General features: G+C 72.2%; 13 protein-coding genes. 11 read left to right on the top strand and 2 right to left on the bottom strand.

What is annotated here, in order from left to right; translation table 11 throughout:
• The first annotated feature begins 306 nt into the window (after positions 1–306).
• The 8 genes from leuS (at position 307) to holA (ending at position 11748) form a co-directional block, all read left to right on the top strand.
• Entirely contained in the window at positions 307–3177 is a 2871-nt protein-coding gene (gene leuS, locus ACZ56U_RS22680; protein ID WP_469085809.1) for a leucine--tRNA ligase, read from the top strand.
• Positions 3178–3485: 308 nt separating this feature from the next.
• Positions 3486–4247: a hypothetical protein gene (locus ACZ56U_RS22675; RefSeq protein ID WP_469085808.1), complete on the top strand. Its 762-nt coding sequence runs from the start codon at positions 3486–3488 to the stop codon at positions 4245–4247.
• Between the two features lie 72 nt (positions 4248–4319).
• The gene (locus ACZ56U_RS22670; RefSeq protein ID WP_469085807.1) at positions 4320–5165 is read left to right on the top strand and encodes a DegV family protein; all 846 of its coding nucleotides are present in this window, start codon (positions 4320–4322) and stop codon (positions 5163–5165) included.
• A gap of 139 nt (positions 5166–5304) precedes the next feature.
• On the top strand, positions 5305–6498 hold the full coding sequence (locus ACZ56U_RS22665) for a ComEA family DNA-binding protein (protein ID WP_469085806.1): 1194 nt from the start codon (positions 5305–5307) through the stop codon (positions 6496–6498).
• On the top strand, positions 6495–9161 hold the full coding sequence (locus tag ACZ56U_RS22660; RefSeq protein WP_469085805.1) for a ComEC/Rec2 family competence protein: 2667 nt from the start codon (positions 6495–6497) through the stop codon (positions 9159–9161). The genes ACZ56U_RS22665 and ACZ56U_RS22660 overlap by 4 nt, the downstream gene beginning before the upstream one ends.
• Positions 9162–9165: 4 nt before the next feature.
• The gene (locus ACZ56U_RS22655; RefSeq protein ID WP_469085804.1) at positions 9166–10023 is read left to right on the top strand and encodes an arylamine N-acetyltransferase family protein; all 858 of its coding nucleotides are present in this window, start codon (positions 9166–9168) and stop codon (positions 10021–10023) included.
• Positions 10024–10242: 219 nt separating this feature from the next.
• Positions 10243–10488: a hypothetical protein gene (locus ACZ56U_RS22650; RefSeq protein ID WP_469085803.1), complete on the top strand. Its 246-nt coding sequence runs from the start codon at positions 10243–10245 to the stop codon at positions 10486–10488.
• Between the two features lie 276 nt (positions 10489–10764).
• Positions 10765–11748, top strand: coding sequence for a DNA polymerase III subunit delta (gene holA, locus ACZ56U_RS22645; RefSeq protein WP_469085802.1), 984 nt, complete (start codon positions 10765–10767; stop codon positions 11746–11748).
• 382 nt (positions 11749–12130) lie between these two features.
• On the opposite strand, the gene rpsT is transcribed toward holA, so the two are convergent.
• On the bottom strand, positions 12131–12397 hold the full coding sequence (gene rpsT / locus ACZ56U_RS22640) for a 30S ribosomal protein S20 (RefSeq protein WP_469085801.1): 267 nt from the start codon (positions 12395–12397) through the stop codon (positions 12131–12133).
• A 232-nt stretch (positions 12398–12629) separates the two neighbouring features.
• Between rpsT and lepA the strand changes: the two genes are divergently transcribed.
• From lepA to hemW, 3 genes are all read left to right on the top strand, one after another.
• Positions 12630–14498, top strand: coding sequence for a translation elongation factor 4 (lepA, locus tag ACZ56U_RS22635; protein ID WP_469085800.1), 1869 nt, complete (start codon positions 12630–12632; stop codon positions 14496–14498).
• Positions 14499–14726: 228 nt separating this feature from the next.
• The gene (locus ACZ56U_RS22630; protein WP_469085799.1) at positions 14727–16601 is read left to right on the top strand and encodes an AMP-dependent synthetase/ligase; all 1875 of its coding nucleotides are present in this window, start codon (positions 14727–14729) and stop codon (positions 16599–16601) included.
• 287 nt (positions 16602–16888) lie between these two features.
• Positions 16889–18121 carry a radical SAM family heme chaperone HemW gene (gene hemW, locus ACZ56U_RS22625; RefSeq protein ID WP_469085798.1) on the top strand — a complete coding sequence of 411 codons (1233 nt, stop codon included), beginning with the start codon at positions 16889–16891 and terminating at the stop codon, positions 18119–18121.
• 94 nt (positions 18122–18215) lie between these two features.
• Here the strand turns inward: hemW and ACZ56U_RS22620 are convergent, their stop codons facing one another.
• Positions 18216–19019, bottom strand: a complete 804-nt coding sequence (locus tag ACZ56U_RS22620) for a DUF3097 domain-containing protein (RefSeq protein WP_469085797.1) — start codon at positions 19017–19019, stop codon at positions 18216–18218.
• Positions 19020–19035 lie beyond the last annotated feature (16 nt).

The raw sequence follows: 19035 nt of genomic DNA, 5'->3' as shown, positions 1-19035 counted from the left end.
ACGCGAAGTAACTTTTGACTGTTGTTCAGTTGTTGTCGGGTGATGTTGGAGTGCTCTGCGGGATCTGAGCGAACGGCACCCGGTGCCAAGAGGGCATACGTAAGCGCGTCGCGGCTTGCTCAATGGCTGCGGTACCCTGACGCCATGCGTGCCGTACGCCTTCTGCTTAGCGAGCCGCGCTGATCAGTCCCGACCGCCGGTAACGGCCCGGTCGGCATCGGCGCGGCGTCCCCTCCTGTGCGAGGGGATTTTTCGTTTCCACACGAGACAGCCGCCGGCAGAGACGATCGATGGAGCTTGAGGATCATGAGCGAGACGAACCCCGCCGCTGCTGCCGAGGTGGCCGCGCCGCACCGCTACACGGCCGCCGTCGCGGCCGAGATCGAGGCGCGCTGGCAGGACTTCTGGGACGCCGAGGGTACGTACGCCGCACCGAACCCCAAGGGTGACCTGGCGGGCGACGCGGAGCTGGTCGCCAAGCCCAAGAAGTTCATCATGGACATGTTCCCGTACCCCTCCGGTGCGGGCCTGCACGTCGGCCACCCGCTGGGGTACATCGCGACCGACGTCTTCGCCCGGTTCCAGCGCATGACCGGCCACAACGTCCTGCACACCCTGGGCTTCGACGCCTTCGGCCTGCCCGCCGAGCAGCACGCCGTGCAGACCGGCGAGCACCCCCGGGTCACCACCGAGGCCGCCATCAACAACATGAAGTCCCAGCTGCGCCGGCTGGGCCTGGGCCACGACAAGCGCCGGTCGTTCGCCACGATCGACCCGGAGTACTACAAGTGGACCCAGTGGATCTTCCTGCAGATCTTCAACTCCTGGTACGACGACGAGGCGAGGAAGGCCCGCCCGATCTCCGAGCTGGTCGCCGCGTTCGAGTCCGGTGAGCGCGCGGTACCCGGCGGCCGTTCCTGGTCCGCGCTGACCGCCGCCGAGCGCGCCGACGTCCTGGGCGAGTACCGCCTGGCGTACGCCTCGGACGCGCCCGTCAACTGGTGCCCCGGCCTGGGCACCGTGCTGGCCAACGAGGAGGTCACCGCCGACGGCCGCTCCGAGCGCGGCAACTTCCCCGTCTTCAAGGCCAAGCTGCGCCAGTGGAACATGCGGATCACCGCCTACGCCGACCGGCTGCTGGACGACCTGGACGCGCTGGACTGGCCCGAGGCCATCAAGCTCCAGCAGCGCAACTGGATCGGCCGCTCCGAGGGCGCCCGCGTCGACTTCCCCGTCGACGGCGAGCACATCACCGTCTTCACCACCCGCCCCGACACCCTGTTCGGCGCGACGTACATGGTGCTGGCGCCCGAGCACCCGCTGGTCGAGAAGCTCACGCCGGCCGCCTGGCCCGAGGGCACCCACGACGTCTGGACCGGCGCTCACGCGACCCCCACCGAGGCCGTCGCCGCCTACCGCGCGCAGGCCGCCTCCAAGTCGGACGTCGAGCGCCAGGCCGACGCCAAGGACAAGACCGGCGTCTTCATCGGCTCGTACGCCACCAACCCGGTCAACGGCGAGCAGATCCCCGTCTTCATCGCCGACTACGTCCTGATGGGCTACGGCACCGGCGCGATCATGGCCGTCCCGGCCCACGACAACCGCGACTTCGCGTTCGCGCGCGCCTTCGAGCTGCCGATCCGCTGCGTCGTCGAGCCGACCGACGGCCGCGGCACGGACACCGCCACGTGGGACGACGCCTTCGTCTCCTACGACGCCACGATCGTCAACTCCGCGCGGGAGGGCGTCTCGCTGGACGGCCTGGGCGTCGCCGAGGCCAAGGCGCGCATCACCGAGTGGCTGGAGCGGACCGGCGTCGGCGAGGGCACCGTCAACTTCCGGCTGCGCGACTGGCTGTTCAGCCGGCAGCGTTACTGGGGCGAGCCCTTCCCGATCGTCTACGACGAGGACGGCATCGCCCACTCGCTGCCCGAGTCGATGCTGCCGCTGGAGCTGCCCGAGGTCGAGGACTACTCGCCCCGCACCTTCGACCCGGACGACGCGGACACCTCCCCGGAGACCCCGCTGTCCCGCAACGAGGACTGGGTCAACGTCACCCTGGACCTGGGCGACGGGCCGAAGAAGTACCGGCGTGAGACCAACACCATGCCCAACTGGGCCGGTTCCTGCTGGTACGAACTGCGCTACCTGGACCCGCACAACAGCGAGAAGCTGGTCGACCCCGAGATCGAGCAGTACTGGATGGGCCCGCGCGAGGGCCAGCCGCTCGGCGGTGTCGACCTGTACGTGGGCGGCGCCGAGCACGCGGTGCTGCACCTGCTGTACGCCCGCTTCTGGTCCAAGGTGCTGTTCGACCTGGGGCACGTCTCCTCCGCGGAGCCGTTCCACAGGCTGTTCAACCAGGGCATGATCCAGGCCTTCGTCTACCGCGACAGCCGTGGCTTCCCGGTGCCGGCCGAGCAGGTGGAGGAGCGCGACGGCGCCTTCTTCCACCAGGGCGAGAAGGTCTCCAGGCTGCTGGGCAAGATGGGCAAGTCCCTGAAGAACGCGGTCACCCCGGAGTCCATCTGCGAGGAGTACGGCGCCGACACCCTGCGCCTGTACGAGATGGCCATGGGTCCGCTGGACGTCTCCCGGCCGTGGGACACGCGCGCGGTGGTCGGCCAGTACCGCCTGCTGCAGCGGCTGTGGCGCAACATCGTCGACGAGGCCACCGGCCAGGTGACCGTCGTCGACACCGAGCCCGACGAGAACACGCTGCGCGCCCTGCACAAGGCGATCGACGGGGTGCGCCAGGACCTGGAGGGCATGCGGTTCAACACCGCCATCGCCAAGGTCACCGAGCTGAACAACCACCTGACCAAGGCGGGCGGCGCGGTCCCGCGTTCCGTCGCCGAGGCGCTGGTCCTGCTGGTCGCCCCGCTGGCCCCGCACATCGCCGAGGAGCTGTGGCGCAGGCTGGGGCACGCGGAGTCGGTCGTCCACCAGGACTTCCCCCTCGCCGACCCGGCGTACGTCGTCGACGAGACCGTGACCTGCGTGGTGCAGATCAAGGGCAAGGTCAAGGCCCGCCTGGAGGTCTCGCCGGCCATCTCCGACGAGGAGCTGGAGAAGGTCGCGCTGGCCGACGACAAGGTCGTGGCGGCGCTCGAGGGCGCGGGCATCCGCAAGGTGATCGTGCGGGCGCCGAAGCTGGTGAACATCGTTCCGGCGTGACGGGCTGGCGCGTGATGGGCTGGCGCGTGGCGCGCGGGGGTGTGTGACCTACGCGGGCGTGACGCGGACGCACGAGGGTGTGACGCACGACGGCGTGACGCGGACGCACGAGGGTGTGACGTACGAGGGTGTGACGCACGAGCGTGTGACGCGCGACGGCTGTCGCCTGCCGGTGGTGGTCCCCTAAGGGTTCGGTGCGGGCAGGGTCGGGGTTCTCCTGGAACTCCGGGCCTGCCCGTAGCGTTTACCGTGGGAGAGCGGCGCGGAACGTCGCGCCTGGTCCGAGGAGGAGCGTTGTGGAGGCATGGATGACGGTGGTCGCGCTGCTTTTCGTGCTCTTCCTCGTGCTCGGCGCCTACGCCACGGTGAAGGCGGTCGGCGCCGCCAAGCGGGGCGTGGACCGCACCCTGACCCAGGCCCGCCGCACGGTCGAGGACCACACCCTGCGCGCCAAGTCCTTCGCCCAGCCGGGCCCGGGGGGCGAACTGGCCCAACTCCGGCTGAAGCTGCGCACCTCCATGCGCGCCACCCAGGACGCGCTGCACGCGGGCGTGGCCGAGGACGAGTCCCTCAAGGAGTCCCTCGCCCTCTTCCAGCGGCTCAGCGCGCACGGACACGAACTGGACGGTGAACTCAGGCGGCTGGAGTCCGAGCCGGACCGGACCACCCTCGCCGAGCGGCTGCCCGGACTGCGCGAGCGCACCGAGCAGATCACCCACTCCGCGGACTCCCTGCGCTGGGCGGCCCGGGACCGCGCTCGCCGTTTCGCCGACGACGATCTGGACTCGCTGAGCACCCAGATCGACATGGAGGCCGGCGCCCTGCGGCACTGGACGACAGAACCGACCGCGTCGAACGGACCGGCGGGGCCGCCCGGATCGGCCGCCCAGGCGGCGCCGCCGTGGCCGGAGGCACCGACGGTCGCCGACGACGCGAGCGGTCAGCAGACCTGGCCGCAGACGCCGAGGTCATCCACCGCCGAGGAACCGACCCGGCCCGCCATCACCCCGCCGGGACAGCGGCCCGCCTACCCCTGGCAGAAGAAACCCCGTCCCGAGAGCACCACTTGATCCGGTCAAGGCTGTTCCAGGTGACAGGGGTCGGGCTGCCGCGCCCCCGCTACGGCAGGTAACCTCCAGCTCATGTCCCGCCATGTCGCGATCGTCACCGATTCAACGGCCTACCTGCCGCAGCGGACGATGGAGCGCCACGGCATCACCGCGGTGCCCCTGACCGTCGTCCTCGGCGACCAGGCACTCGAAGAGGGCACCGAGATCTCGACCCGTTCCCTGGCCCAGGCGCTCCAGAAGCGGCGCTCCGTCACCACCTCGCGCCCCAGCCCCCAGCAGTTCGCCGAGACCTACCGCGAGATCGCCGAGACCGGCGTCACCGGCATCGTCTCGCTGCATCTGTCCGCCGAGCTCTCCGGCACCTACGACGCGGCGGTCCTCGCGGCGCGCGAGGCGCCGGTGCCGGTGCGGGTCGTGGACACCGGGATGATCGCGATGGCGCTCGGCTTCTGCGCGCTCTCGGCGGCGGAGGCCGCGGAGTCCGGCGGCACGGTGGACGAGGCGGTCACCGCGGCGGAGAAGCGGGCCGCGGGGACCGCGGCCTACTTCTACGTCGACACCCTCGACTATCTGCGCCGCGGCGGCCGGATCGGTGCCGCGCAGGCCCTGCTCGGCTCGGCGCTGGCGGTCAAGCCGCTGCTCCAGCTGGAGGGCGGCCGGATCGTGCCCCTGGAGAAGGTGCGCACGGCGTCCAAGGCCATCGCCCGCCTCGAGGAGATCGTGGCCGACCGGGCGGGCAGCGCGCCGGTCGACATCGCCGTTCACCATCTCGCCGCTCCCGACCGGGCCGCGGCCCTCGCGGAGCGGCTGCGGGTGCGGGTGCCGGGGCTGGTGGATCTGCATGTCAGCGAGGTCGGTGCGGTGATCGGGGCGCATACGGGGCCGGGGTTGTTGGGGACGGTTGTGTCGCCGCGCTGAGAGGGCGCGGTGGGAGAGGTCGCGGTGGAGGGGTCTCGGCTTCACTCGTGTGAGTGGCCGAGTTATCCACAAGTGGGCTGCCGTCCCCGGGAATTGAGCAAGATCATCGCGTGAGCGCGGGGTGGCCGATCCTCGTCGCATGGCACTTCGATCACGTTCACGTACAGCGACTTTGACCAGTGGGCCGGGCCGTGGGCCCGCCTCCGACGTCCGTGCCCGCCACCGGCGCCGGTCACGGGTCCGGCATCGGCATGCGTCGGCCGAGGAGCTTCGGCGGCGGGCGGAGGCGATGTTCGCCGATCGCGTGGGGGAGCGGGGCGCGAGCGGGGACTCGGGGGTGGACTCGGACGCGGGTGCGGGCCCCGCCGTGGACTCGGGTGCGGTTGCGGGCGGTGTGCGGGCGCCGGATGCCGGCTTCGGGGTAGTTGACGCGGGGGCCGGGGCGCTGGTGGGCGCGCGGGTCGGGGGGGCTGCCGAGGGTGTGCGGGGCGGGGTGGCTGCCGAGGGCGTGCCGGAGGTCTGGGCCGACGGTCGTTCGGGCGCTGGGGTTGGGGCTGGGGCTGGGGCTGGGGCTGGGGCTGACGCCGGGGTCGGGGTCGGGGCTGGGGAGTGGCGGGTGCGGGCCGGGATGGCTCTGCGGGAGCGGCTGCCGGTGTGGGTGCAGACAAGGTGTGGGCTGGAGCGGCGGAGCGTGGTCGCGCTCGCGGTGCTGCTCGTCGTGGCCGCCGGTTTCGCCGTGCAGCACTTCTGGACCGGGCGGGCGCAGACCGTGCGGGCGCCCGAGGTGGTGGCGGCGCCCTACGCGGAGCGGGGTGCCGAGGCCGGGTCCGGCCCGGGTGCGCCGAGCACCGCGGGCACACCCTCGGCCGAGATCGTGGTGGACGTCAGCGGGAAGGTCCGCGAACCCGGCGTCCATCGCCTCCCCACGGGCTCGCGGGTCGCCGACGCGCTCCGGGCGGCCGGTGGGGTGCGGCCGGGCGCGGACACCACGGGGCTCAACCGTGCCCGCTTCCTCGTGGACGGTGAGCAGGTCGTCGTCGGTGCTCCCGGGGCAGCGCCCGGTGTCGGCGCCGGCTCGGGTGGTACGGCGGCCGGTGGTCCGGCCGGTGCGGTCGGTGCGGTGCCGGGAGCGGGGCCCGTGGCGCCGGTCTCGCTCAACACGGCCACCGTGGACCAGTTGGACACGCTGCCGGGGGTCGGTCCGGTTCTCGCCCAGCACATCGTCGACTACCGCACCCAGCACGGCGGCTTCCGCTCGGTGGACGAACTGCGCGAGGTCAACGGCATCGGCGAACGCCGCTTCGCCGATCTGCGGAATCTCGTACGGCCATGAGCCACGTACCCGAGGTTCGTCCGGCGGTGTCCCGGCCCCGCCGAACCGTGCACGCCGCCTCCGGCACCCGGCTCGGCGCGGCCCACCCCCGTCAGGAGGGGCCCACCGACCTACGGCTGGTCCCGCCCGCGCTCGCCGCCTGGGCGACGGCGGCGCTGACGCTGGACGCGGCGCCCGAGTGGACCGCCGGTGTCGTCGTCGCCTGCCTGGTGGTGGCTGGCGGGCTCCTGGTGACGCGGCGCGGCGCGGGGCCGCGGGTCGCGGTGGCCGCCGTGCTGCTCTGTGTCGCCGCGGCCGCCGCCTCGGCCGGGTTGCACGGAGCGGATCTGCGACGCGGGCCGGTGCCGGGGCTGGCGTGCGCGTACGCGACGGTGACCGCCGAGATCGAGGTCACCTCCGACCCCCGGCTGACCCGGCCGCGCGTGACGGGGGACCGGCCGGCCCCGGTCTCCGTGCTGATCAAGGGGGAGGTGCGGCGGGTCCGGAAGGCTGACGGGACGTCGGTGGACACGCGGGCGCCTGTGCTGGTCATGGTGGACGCGGGGGCCGGGGTGGATGCCCGGGAGGGGAGGGGAGCGAGCGCCGGGGCGGGGGGTGGTGAGGGGACGGCGGCGAATGCCGGGGACGGGATCGGGGGGAGGGGTGGCGAGGGCGCCGGGGAGGAGACCGGGGGGAACGTCGCTTCGGATGGGTCCACCTCGTCGTCCTGGCTGCGGCTGTTGCCCTCCACGCGGGTTCGGGTGAGCGCGCGGTTGGCGCCGGTGATGGTGGGTGGGGACCGGATCGCGGCCGTGGTGCGGGTGTGGGGGAAGGGGGCGCCGGAGATCGTCGCGGGGCCCTCGGGGGCACAGCGGTTCGCCGGACGGTTGCGGGCCGGACTGCGGGATGCCACCGACGAACTCCCGGGCGACGCGCGGGCGTTGCTGCCGGGACTGGTCGTCGGGGACACCTCGCGGATCACCGCGGAGTTGGACGAGGCGTTCAAGGAGACCGACCTCGCGCACACGCTCGCCGTGTCCGGGAGCAACCTCACGATCATCCTGGCCCTGCTCATCGGGCCGCCCGGACTGGCCCAGCGTGTCGAGCGAAGAGGGCTGGCGCCCAGGCTCGGCATCCCCCTGCGCACGACGGCACTGCTCGGCGGTGCGCTCACCCTCGCCTTCGTCGTCGTGTGCCGGCCGGACCCGAGTGTGCTGCGGGCCGCGGCCTGTGGAACGGTCGTCCTGCTCGCCCTGGCGACCGGGCGTCGCAGGTCCCTGATCCCGGCGCTGGCGACGGCCGTCCTGCTGCTGGTGCTCTACGACCCCTGGCTCGCCCGGAGTTACGGCTTCCTACTGTCCGTCCTGGCCACCGGGGCGCTGCTCACGCTGGCGCCCCGGTGGAGCGCGGCCCTGCGACGGCGCCGGGTGCCACCGCGGCTGGCCGAGGCGTTGGCCGCCGCGGGTGCCGCGCAGGCCCTGTGTGCGCCGGTCGTCGCGGTGCTGTCGGCGCGGGTGAGCCTGGTGGCGGTGCCGTGCAATCTGCTGGTGGAGTTCGCGGTGGCGCCGGCCACGGTGCTGGGGTTCGCCGCGCTGGCGACCGCGCCCCTGGCGATGCCGGTGGCCAAGTCGCTGGCGTGGTGCGCGAGTTGGCCCGCCGATTGGATCGCGGACGTCGCCCGTACCGGAGCCGCGCTGCCCGGCGCCGGGGTGGACTGGCCCGGCAGCTGGACCGGGGCGGCACTGCTCGCCCTGACGACGGTGGTCGGGGTGACGGCCGGTCGGCGCCTGCTGCGGCACCCCTGGTGGTGCGGGGTCTGCGGGGCGCTGCTCCTGCTGGTGGTGGTGCAGCCGCCGCCGCTGGCCAGAGTGGTCACGGGATGGCCGCCGCCCGGTTGGCGGTTCGCGATGTGCGACGTGGGACAGGGCGACGCGACCGTGCTCGCGGCGGGCGACGGTACCGGCGTGGTGGTGGACGCGGGGCCCGATCCGACGCTCGTCGACCGGTGTCTGCGCACCCTGGGCATCACCAGGGTTCCGCTGGTCGTCCTCACCCACTTCCACGCCGACCACGTGGCGGGCCTGCCCGGGGTGCTGCGTGGGCGGAGCGTGGCGGAGATCGAGACGACCGGGTTCGAGGAACCGGCGGACCAGGTGGAGTTCGTACGGCGGCAGGCGGCGCGGCATCGTGTTCCGGTCACCCGTGCCGTGGCGGGGGAGAGGCGGCGCACCGGGCCGCTGTCCTGGGAGGTGGTGTGGCCGCCGCCGCAGCAGCCGAGCCGGAGCGGGGCCTTTCCCGTACCGGGACCGGAACCCGAAGGCCCGAACGACGCGAGCGTCACCTTGCTGGTGCGGTCGGGCGGGCTGCGGTTGCTGTTGCTCGGCGATCTCGAACCCCCGGCGCAGCGGGCGCTGTCGAGATCACCGGCGGGTGCGCTGCTGGGCGGCGTGGATGTGCTCAAGGTCGCCCACCACGGCTCGGCGTACCAGGACCCGGACCTCATACGGCGGGTGGCTCCGCGCTTGGCGTTGATCTCGGTGGGCCGGGACAACACCTACGGGCATCCGGCGCCCGGCACGGTCGCGGCGCTGCGGGCGCTGGGCGCGAGGGTGCTGCGGACCGACGAGGACGGCGCGCTGGCGGTGGTGGGGACGGGCCCGGGGTTGCGGGTGGCAGGAGACTGACGGCATGAATTCCGCACAGGTTGATGCCTGTCTCCGCCGCCTCGGTGTCGAGCACCCGGCGTGGCCCACCGTGGACGTCCTGCGCGAACTGCACCTGCGCCACCTGCGGACCGTCCCCTTCGAGAACCTGTCGATCCATCTCGGCGAGGAGATCGTGCTGGAGGAGGAGCGGTTGCTGGACAAGGTGGTGGGGGCGCGAAGGGGCGGGTTCTGCTACGAACTCAACGGCTTCTTCGGGGCGTTGCTCGCCGCGCTGGGCTTCGAGGTGACGCTGCTCGCGGCCCGGGTGTACGGGGAGGAGGGGCGGCTCGGCGTCCCGTACGACCATCTCGCCCTGCGGGTGCGGACGGTGGACGGCGGCGACTGGCTGGCCGACGTCGGCTTCGGGGCGCACAGTCACCATCCCCTGGCCATCGGGGCGCGGGGCGAGCAGGTGGATCCCGGCGGCACGTTCCGGGTCGTCGAGGCCGGGGCGGACGCGGCCGGGGTGCGGGGTGGGCACACGGCGGCGGAGGCGGCCGACCTGGACGTCCTCAGGGACGGCCGGCCCCAGTACCGGCTGGAGGTGCGGCCCCGGGTGCTCGGCGACTTCGTGGCCGGCGCCTGGTGGCACACCACCTCACCGGCCTCGCACTTCACCCGCTCACTGGTGTGCTCGCTGGTCACGGAGGAGGGAGGCCGGATCACGCTCAGCGGCCGGACCTTCACGGCGACGGCGGCTGACGGAACGCGCGAGGTACGGGAGTTGGGGACCGACGAGGAGGTGCTCGGGGTGTACCGGGAGCGGTTCGGGATCGAACTGGAACGGGTGCCGGTGGTGCGGGGCGGGGGTGGGGGCCGGGGGGCCGACGAGGAGGGGTGAGCGGGGTCGGCTTGGGGATGGCGGGGCGGGGAGGGGAGGGGAGGGTTGCTGTCGGGTGGGTGGATTCGGGGCGCTGTCGGTGACGGGAGGGGCCGGGAGCGTAGGACGCGTCCTGTGGCGGCGGTTCGGTGCCGGTCGGGGTGCAGCGCCCGTCCGGCTCCGTGTCCCGGGGTTCGGCGCCTCCTCGGGGGGCTGTCCGGCGTGCCGGAGAATGGGGCTGTGAGCGATGTGAGACATGTGCTGGTGCTGCCCGACCGGGATGCCGCGGAAGCGGTGGTGGAGGCGCTCGGGGAGCGGTTCGGGGTGGCTGAGGAGCCGCGGATCGTGCGGGACGCGCTGGCGGGGGAGGACGACGCCGAGGACGCGCAGTGGCTCGTCGTGCTGCGGGACGAGGAGGGGCGGCTGGATCCGGGGGAGCTGGACGAGTTCGCCGGGCAGTGGGAGGGGTGGCGGGAGGAACCGTGACGCTCCGCCGGGACGCCGGGACGCCGGGACGCCGGGACGCCGGGACGCCGGGACGCCGGGACGCCGGGACGCCGGGACGCCGGGACGCCGGGACGCCGGGGCGACGGGGGTGCCGGGGACGCCAGGGTGCCGGGGGCGCCGGGGGCGCCGGGGACGCCGGGGTGCCGAGAGTGCCGGGGACGCCAGGGTGCCGGGGACGGAGAGGGCGGCGGGAGCCGGCGGGTGTGCGTGGCCGTACCGGTCGTCGTGTCAGTGGCCCGTGCCATGCTGTACGCGATGGCCAAGAAGACTGCGCATGACGACCTCCTCGCCCCGGTGACGCTCGCCGTGGGACAGGAGGACCTGCTGCTCGACCGCGCCGTGCGGGAGGTGGTGGCCGCCGCGAAGGCCGCCGACGCCGACACGGACGTACGGGACCTGACCTCGGACCAGTTGCAGCCCGGCACGCTCGCCGAGCTGACCAGTCCGTCACTCTTCGCGGAGCGCAAGGTCGTGGTCGTACGCGATGCGCAGGATCTGTCGGCCGACACCGTGAAGGACGTGAAGGCGTATCTCTCGGCGCCCGCCGAGGAGATCACCCTCGTGCTGCTGCACGCCGGCGGGGTGAAGGGCAAGGGACTGCTCGACGCCGCGCGGAAGGCGGGGGCGCGGGAGGTCGCCTGTCCGAAGATGACCAAGCCGGCGGACCGGCTGGCGTTCGTGCGGCAGGAGTTCCGGGCGACCGGGCGGTCGGCCACGCCCGAGGCGTGCCAGGCGCTCGTCGACTCCATCGGCAGCGATCTGCGGGAGCTGGCGTCGGCCGTGTCGCAGCTGGTCGCCGATGTCGAGGGGACGATCGACGAGGAGGTCGTGGGGCGGTACTACACCGGGCGGGCCGAGGCGTCGAGCTTCACCGTCGCCGACCGGGCGGTCGAGGGGCGGGCCGCGGAGGCGCTGGAGGCGTTGCGGTGGTCGCTGGCCACCGGGGTGGCGCCGGTGATGATCACCAGTGCGTTGGCGCAGGGGGTGCGGGCGATCGGGAAGCTGTCGTCAGCGCGGGGTGGGCGGCCCGCGGATCTCGCGCGGGAGCTCGGCATGCCGCCGTGGAAGATCGACCGGGTGCGGCAGCAGATGCGGGGGTGGACGCCGGACGGGGTCGCCGTCGCGTTGCGGGCGGTGGCCGAGGCGGACGCGGGGGTGAAGGGTGGCGGGGACGATCCCGAGTACGCGCTGGAGAAGGCGGTCGTCACCATCGCCCGGGCAGCGCGGTCGCGGGGGTAGGGAGTAGAGGGAGCGGGGTGGGCGGCTCGCGGTGCGCCGTGGCCGGTGGTGGGGTGTTTTCGCCCCCGCCGCCCTTTCCCGTTCCCATCCCCGTCCCCAGGGGCGCCGCCCCTTCGACCCCGGTCCTGAGGGCTCCGCCCCCAGACCCCCGTCGGCCCTGGACGGGCCTCGTCCTCAAACGCCGGACGGGCTGACAACAAGGACCTCGACAAAGCCGAAGACCCCGGCTTCCGCCCTGGGGAAGGGCGGGCTCCGGGGCCTCGGTGCAAGATGTCGAGCCCGTACCCGCGTGGCGAACGCAGGCCGCGTACGGGCTCTTGTGGGCCGGGCGGGAGCGGAAGAGAGAGGGCCCGCTCGGGTCCGTCCGGCGTCAAATCAAGTGTCAGCCGTTGAGGGACGCGACCTTGGAAGCGAGCGCCGACTTCTTGTTGGCAGCCTGGTTCTTGTGGATGACGCCCTTGGCGACGGCCTTGTCGAGCTGACGCGCGGCAGCGCGCTGGTACTCGGTGGCCTTCTCGGCGTCACCCGCGGCAGCGGCCTCACGGGCCTTGCGGATCGCGGTCTTCAGGGAGGACTTGACGGCCTTGTTGCGCAGCCGGGCCTTCTCGTTGGTCTTGATCCGCTTGATCTGGGACTTGATGTTCGCCACTGATGAGCCTTCTCAGGTTCAGGCACAGGACCGCGCGGGCCCCATGCCAGGTGATTTCTTGGGTTGTGCCTCGCGCTGAGAGGGCATGAGACACAGCCACCCAGGCTACCAGGGCCTCGCCCGACGGCCCAAAACGGCCCCCGGTCGCCCGTCGTGGGACCATGGAGCCTACGTATCGATCCGACCCGAGCCGCTGCTGACCCTGCGGATACCTCAAGAATCAGGACCCTGCGTGCCCGCGACCCCTAACAATGTGCCCGCGCCGAGCCGTACCGACCCGGCTCTGATCCGCAACTTCTGCATCATCGCGCACATCGACCACGGCAAGTCCACCCTCGCCGACCGGATGCTCCAGCTGACCGGTGTGGTCGAGCAGCGGCAGATGCGTGCTCAGTACCTCGACCGTATGGACATCGAGCGCGAGCGCGGCATCACGATCAAGTCCCAGGCGGTGCGTCTGCCGTGGGCTCCCACCACGGACCCCGGCACCACGCACATCCTCAACATGATCGACACCCCCGGGCACGTCGACTTCACCTATGAGGTCTCGCGGTCGCTGGCCGCGTGCGAGGGCACCGTCCTCCTCGTCGACGCCGCCCAGGGCATCGAGGCCCAGACCCTCGCCAACCTGTACCTGGCGATGGAGAACGACCTCAAGATCATCCCCGTACTGAACAAGATCGACCTGCCGGCCGCCCAGCCGGAGAAGTTCTCCGAGGAGCTCGCCAACCTCATCGGCTGCGACCCCGAGGACGTGCTGAAGGTCTCCGCCAAGACGGGTGTCGGCGTCGACGCGCTGCTCGACCGGGTGGTCCGCGAGGTCCCGGCGCCGGTCGGCGTCAAGGACGCCCCCGCCCGTGCGATGATCTTCGACTCGGTCTACGACTCCTACCGCGGTGTCGTGACGTACGTCCGTGTCATCGACGGCCAGCTCAGCAAGCGCGAGCGCATCAAGATGATGTCGACCGGCGCCACCCACGAGCTGCTGGAGATCGGCACGAACTCGCCGGAGATGCTCGGGGCCGACGGCCTCGGCGTCGGTGAGGTGGGCTACCTCATCACCGGGGTGAAGGACGTCCGCCAGTCCAAGGTCGGTGACACCGTCACCAGCCACTCCAAGGGCGCCACGGAGGCCCTCGGCGGCTACAAGGACCCCAAGCCGATGGTCTTCTCCGGCCTGTACCCGCTGGACGGCTCGGACTACCCGGAGCTGCGCGAGGCCCTCGACAAGCTTCAGCTCAACGACGCCGCGCTGGTCTACGAGCCGGAGACCTCCGCCGCCCTCGGCTTCGGCTTCCGCGTCGGCTTCCTCGGGCTGCTCCACCTGGACGTGATCCGCGAGCGCCTGGAGCGCGAGTTCGGCCTCGACCTGATCGCCACCGCGCCGAACGTGGTCTACCGGGTGGTCATGGAGGACGGCAGCGAGCACGTCGTCACCAACCCGAGCGAGTTCCCCGAGGGCAAGATCAACGAGGTGTACGAGCCCGTCGTACGCGCGACGATCCTCGCCCCCTCCGAGTTCATCGGGGCGATCATGGAGCTGTGCCAGACCCGGCGCGGCACCCTCCTCGGCATGGACTACCTCTCCGAGGACCGCGTCGAGATCCGCTACACCCTGCCGCTCGCGGAGATCGTCTTCGACTTCTTCGACCAGCTGAAGTCCAAGACGCGCGGGTACGCCTCCCTGGACTACGAGCCCACCGGCGAGCAGACCTCCAGCCTGGTCAAGGTCGACATCCTGCTGCACGGCGACAAGGTGGACGCCTTCTCGGCGATCACCCACAAGGACGCCGCGTACGCGTACGGCGTGCGGCTCGTCGCCAAGCTGCGCGAGCTCATCCCGCGGCAGGCCTTCGAGGTGCCGATCCAGGCCGCCATCGGCTCCCGGGTGATCGCCCGCGAGACCATCCGCGCCATCCGCAAGGACGTCCTCGCCAAGTGCTACGGCGGCGACATCTCCCGTAAGCGCAAGCTTCTGGAGAAGCAGAAGGAGGGCAAGAAGCGGATGAAGATGGTGGGCTCTGTGGAGGTTCCGCAGGAGGCCTTCATCGCCGTTCTGAGCAGCGACGAGAACGCGGGCTCGGGCAAGGGCAAGAAGTAACCGCGTACTTCCGCGTGAACAGGGGCCTGTCGCGTCCGAGCGCGATGGGCCCTACGCGTGCGTAACGTCGCGCACTGTAGGAAGTGACAGCCCGCCGCCCCTTACATAGGGGGCGGTCGCGCTCTAGTCTGATCTCCACTCGATGGTTACTCGTGAGTTAAACAACGCGCGAGAGCACACCAGCCGCACTGAGCAGCCGCCGCACTGTCGCGGGCCCCGGAGGATGTCGTGAGCGACACACAGACCCTGATCGAGAACCGTCCGCCGAGCGTGGCGACCCTCTTCCTGGAGCGCGTTTCGGCCACACCCGACGCCGAGGCGTACCGCTACCCGGTGCCCCCGGCCTCCGGTGAGGGTCCCGACGACTGGAAGTCGCTGAGCTGGGGGCAGACCGCCGAGCGGGTCTACGCCATCGCCGCCGGGCTGATCGAGCTCGGGGTGCAGCCCGAGCAGCGGGTCGCCCTGTCCTCCGCCACCCGGATCGAGTGGATCCTCGCGGATCTCGGCATCCTGTGCGCCGGTGCCGCCACCACCACGGTGTATCCGCAGACCAACGCCGACGAGTCCGCGTTCATCGTCTCCGACTCCGACAGCCGGGTGCTGTTCGCGGAGAACGCCGAGCAGCTGGCCAAGGCGCGGGACAAGCGCGGCGACCTGCCCGACCTGCACCATGTCGTGGTCATCGACGCCGAGGGCGTGGAGACCGGCGACTGGGTGCTCTCCCTGGCCGAGCTGGAGGCCCGCGGCGCGGCCCGGCTGGAGAAGGAGCCCGACCTGATCAGGGAGCGGGTCGGCGCGATCACCAAGGACCAGCTCGCCACCCTCATCTACACCTCGGGCACGACGGGCCGCCCCAAGGGCGTCCGGCTCCCGCACGACAACTGGGCCTACATGGCCAAGGCCATCGCCGCGACCGGCCTGGTCGGCGCCGAGGACGTGCAGTACCTGTGGCTGCCGCTCGCGCACGTCTTCGGCAAGGTGCTCACCTCCGGCCAGATCGCGGTCGGGCACGTCACCGCGGTCGACGGCCGGGTCGACAAGATCATCGAGAACCTGCCGATCGTCCAGCCGACGTACATGGCGGCCGTCCCGCGCATCTTCGAGAAGGTCTACAACGGCATCGCCAACAAGGCCCGCGCGGGCGGCGGCGCCAAGTACAAGATCTTCCGCTGGGCCGCCGACGTCGCCCGCGAGTACGCCAAGGTCACCCAGGACAACTTCCGCCGCACCGGCACCGCCAGCGCGCCCTTCGGCCTGGCCGCCAAGCACGCGGTCGCCGACAAGCTGGTGTACGCCAAGATCCGCGAGGCCTTCGGCGGCAATCTGCGCGCCTGTGTCTCCGGCTCCGTGGCCCTCGCCCCGGAGATCGGGTTCTTCTTCGCCGGCGCCGGCATCCACATCCTGGAGGGCTACGGCCTCACCGAGTCCTCCGCGGCCTCCTTCGTCAACCCGGGCGAGGCGTACCGCACCGGCACGGTCGGCAAGCCGCTGCCCGGCACCGAGGTGCGGATCGCCGAGGACGGCGAGATCCTGCTGCGCGGCCCCGGCATCATGGAGGGCTACCACGGGCTGCCGGAGAAGACCGCCGAGGTGCTGGAGGCCGACGGCTGGTTCCACACCGGTGACATCGGCGAGCTGTCGCCCGACGGCTACCTGCGCATCACCGACCGCAAGAAGGACCTGTTCAAGACCTCCGGCGGCAAGTACATCGCGCCGACCGAGGTCGAGGGTCAGTTCAAGTCGGTGTGCCCGTACGTCTCCAACATCCTGGTGCACGGCGCCGACCGGAACTTCTGCACGGCGCTCATCGCGCTGGACGAGGTGTCGATCCTCGGCTGGGCCGAGGAGAACGGGCTCGGCGGCAAGTCGTACGCCGACGTCGTGGCCGCGCCGGAGACCGTCGCGATGATCGAGGGCTACGTCAAGGAGCTCAACGAGGGGCTCCAGCGCTGGCAGACCATCAAGAAGTTCCGGCTGCTGCCGCGGGACCTGGACGTGGAGCACGGCGAGATCACGCCGAGCCTGAAGCTGAAGCGGCCGGTGGTGGAGCGGGAGTACAAGCACCTGATCGAGGAGATGTACGCGGGGACTCGCGAGGTGTAGCGCGAGGGCGGCGGGGCGCGTCGGCCGGTGACGGCGTCGTGGCCGGTCGAGCGGTCCCCAGCGCCCCTGGGGCAGTTGGCGCGCCGCTTGCCCCAGCGACGGCGACGGCCGCGGCTGCGCTCGCTTGGCCGCGCCGGACTCACCGCCCCGTTGATCGCGGAACGCGTCCGGCGGCCGGCGCACGGCTCCGGTCCAGCACCCCGCCCCCCTGAGCGCGGAACGCGTCCGGCGCACGCCCGCTCACGGCTCCGGTCGAGCACCCCGTCCCGTCCTGGACAATGGAAGGCATGCCTTCCGCACTCCCCGACGGCGAGCCCGTCCCCGACGACGGCGCGCTCCCCGCGTCCGCGCTCGCCGGGGCCGCCGACCGCCCCCTCGGGTTCTACCTGCACGTTCCGTACTGCGCGACCCGCTGCGGCTACTGCGACTTCAACACCTACACCGCGACCGAGCTGCGCGGCACCGGCGGCGTCCTCGCCTCCCGCGACAACTACGCGGACACCCTGATCGACGAGATCCGCCTGGCCCGCAAGGTCCTCGGCGACGACCCCCGCCAGGTCCGCACGGTCTTCGTCGGCGGCGGCACGCCCACCCTGCTGGCCGCCGGCGACCTCGTCCGGATGCTGGCCGCGGTCCGCGAGGAGTTCGGTCTCGCGCCGGACGCGGAGGTGACGACGGAGGCGAACCCGGAGTCGGTGGACCCGGCGTATCTGGCCACCCTGCGCCAGGGCGGCTTCAACCGGATCTCCTTCGGCATGCAGAGCGCCCGGCAGCACGTGCTGAAGGTGCTCGACCGCACCCACACCCCCGGCCGCCCGGAGGCCTGCGTGGCGGAGGCCCGCGCGGCGGGCTTCGAGCACGTGAACCTGGACCTCATCTACGGCACCCCGGGCGAGTCCGACGACGACTGGCGGGCGTCCCTGGAGGCGGCGATCGGCGCCGGACCGGACCACGTCAGCGCCTACGCCCTGATCGTCGAGGAGGGCACGCAGCTGGCCCGCCGTATCCGCCGGGGCGAGGTCCCGATGACCGACGACGACGTGCACGCGGACCGTTACCTGATCGCGGAGGACACGTTCTCGGCCGCAGGCTTCGACTGGTACGAGGTCTCCAACTGGGCCACCTCCGAAGCCGGCCGCTGCCTGCACAACGAGCTGTACTGGCGGGGCGCCGACTGGTGGGGCGCGGGGCCCGGAGCGCACTCGCACGTCGGCGGGGTGCGCTGGTGGAACGTGAAGCATCCGGGCGCGTACGCCGCCGCGCTCGCGGCGGGGAAGTCGCCGGGCGCGGGCCGCGAACTGCTCTCCGAGGAGGACCGCCGGGTCGAACGGATCCTGCTGGAGCTGCGGCTGCGGGAAGGGGTCCCGCTGGACCTGCTGCGCGAACAGGGGCTCACGGCCGCCCGGCGCGCGCTGTCGGAGGGGCTGCTCCAGGAAGCGCCGTACGAGAAGGGACGTGCCGTCCTGACTCTGCGGGGGCGGCTGCTGGCCGACGCGGTGGTGCGGGACCTGGTGGACTGAAAGGTTGCGGGGCGGCTGCGGGTCTGTTGTGGCTGGTCGCGCAGTTCCCCGCGCCCCTGGGTGCCGGTTCCCCCGGTCCATGAGATGCCGCGTGTCACGTCGTGACGAAGTCGATCAGCTCTTCCACTCGGCCCAGGAGCTCCGGCTCCAGGTCCTTGTAAGAGTTCACCCGCTTCAGGATCGCCTGCCACACCGCCCCCGTGTTCTCCGAAGGCCACCCCAGGGCCCGGCACACGCCCGTCTTCCAGTCCTGGCCACGGGGGACTTTCGGCCACCCGGCAATGCCCAGGGCGGACGGTTTCACCGCTTCCCAGATGTCGATGTACGGGTGCCCGACGACCAGGGCGTGCTCGCTCGTCACCTGCTGTGCGATGCGCCACTCCTTCGTGCCCGGCACCAGATGGTCCACGAGGACCCCCAGGCGGGCGTCCGGCCCGGGCGCGAACTCGGCGACGATCGAGGGCAGGTCGTCGACCCCCTCCAGGTACTCCACGACCACGCCCTCGATGCGCAGGTCGTCGCCCCAGACCTTCTCCACCAGTTCCGCGTCGTGCCGGCCCTCGACGTAGATGCGGCCGGCGCGGGCCACGCGCGCGCGTGCGCCGGGGACGGCCACCGAACCGGAGGCGGTACGGCTCGGACGTGCCGGAGCGGCGGCCGAGGGACGGACCAGCGTCACCACCCGGCCCTCCAGCAGAAAGCCCCGCGGTTCCATCGGGAACACCCGGTGCTTGCCGAACCGGTCCTCCAGGGTCACCGTGCCCGCCTCGCAGCGGATCACCGCGCCGCAGAACCCGGAGCCGGGCTCCTCGACCACCAGGCCGGGCTCCGCCGGGACCTCGGGGGCGGCCTTGGGCTTCTTCCAGGGAGGGGTCAGGTCGGCTGAGTACTGGCGCATTCGGATGACGATAGGA

The sequence above is a fragment of the Streptomyces sp. NPDC034103 genome (genome assembly GCF_055575395.1).
The sequence above is the reverse complement of the archived record's forward strand: the minus strand, read 5'-3'. Positions and strand labels throughout refer to the sequence as shown.

Bases quoted from the DNA above. Each gene is read 5' to 3' on its own strand.
- ACZ56U_RS22655 (WP_469085804.1), top strand. From the start codon at position 9,166: ATGAATTCCGCACAGGTTGATGCCTGTCTCCGCCGCCTCGGTGTCGAG.
- ACZ56U_RS22665 (WP_469085806.1), top strand. From the start codon at position 5,305: ATGGCACTTCGATCACGTTCACGTACAGCGACTTTGACCAGTGGGCCG.
- ACZ56U_RS22620 (WP_469085797.1), bottom strand. From the start codon at position 19,019: ATGCGCCAGTACTCAGCCGACCTGACCCCTCCCTGGAAGAAGCCCAAG.
- ACZ56U_RS22660 (WP_469085805.1), top strand. From the start codon at position 6,495: ATGAGCCACGTACCCGAGGTTCGTCCGGCGGTGTCCCGGCCCCGCCGA.
- holA (WP_469085802.1), top strand. From the start codon at position 10,765: ATGGCCAAGAAGACTGCGCATGACGACCTCCTCGCCCCGGTGACGCTC.
- leuS (WP_469085809.1), top strand. From the start codon at position 307: ATGAGCGAGACGAACCCCGCCGCTGCTGCCGAGGTGGCCGCGCCGCAC.
- hemW (WP_469085798.1), top strand. From the start codon at position 16,889: ATGCCTTCCGCACTCCCCGACGGCGAGCCCGTCCCCGACGACGGCGCG.
- ACZ56U_RS22670 (WP_469085807.1), top strand. From the start codon at position 4,320: ATGTCCCGCCATGTCGCGATCGTCACCGATTCAACGGCCTACCTGCCG.
- ACZ56U_RS22675 (WP_469085808.1), top strand. From the start codon at position 3,486: ATGACGGTGGTCGCGCTGCTTTTCGTGCTCTTCCTCGTGCTCGGCGCC.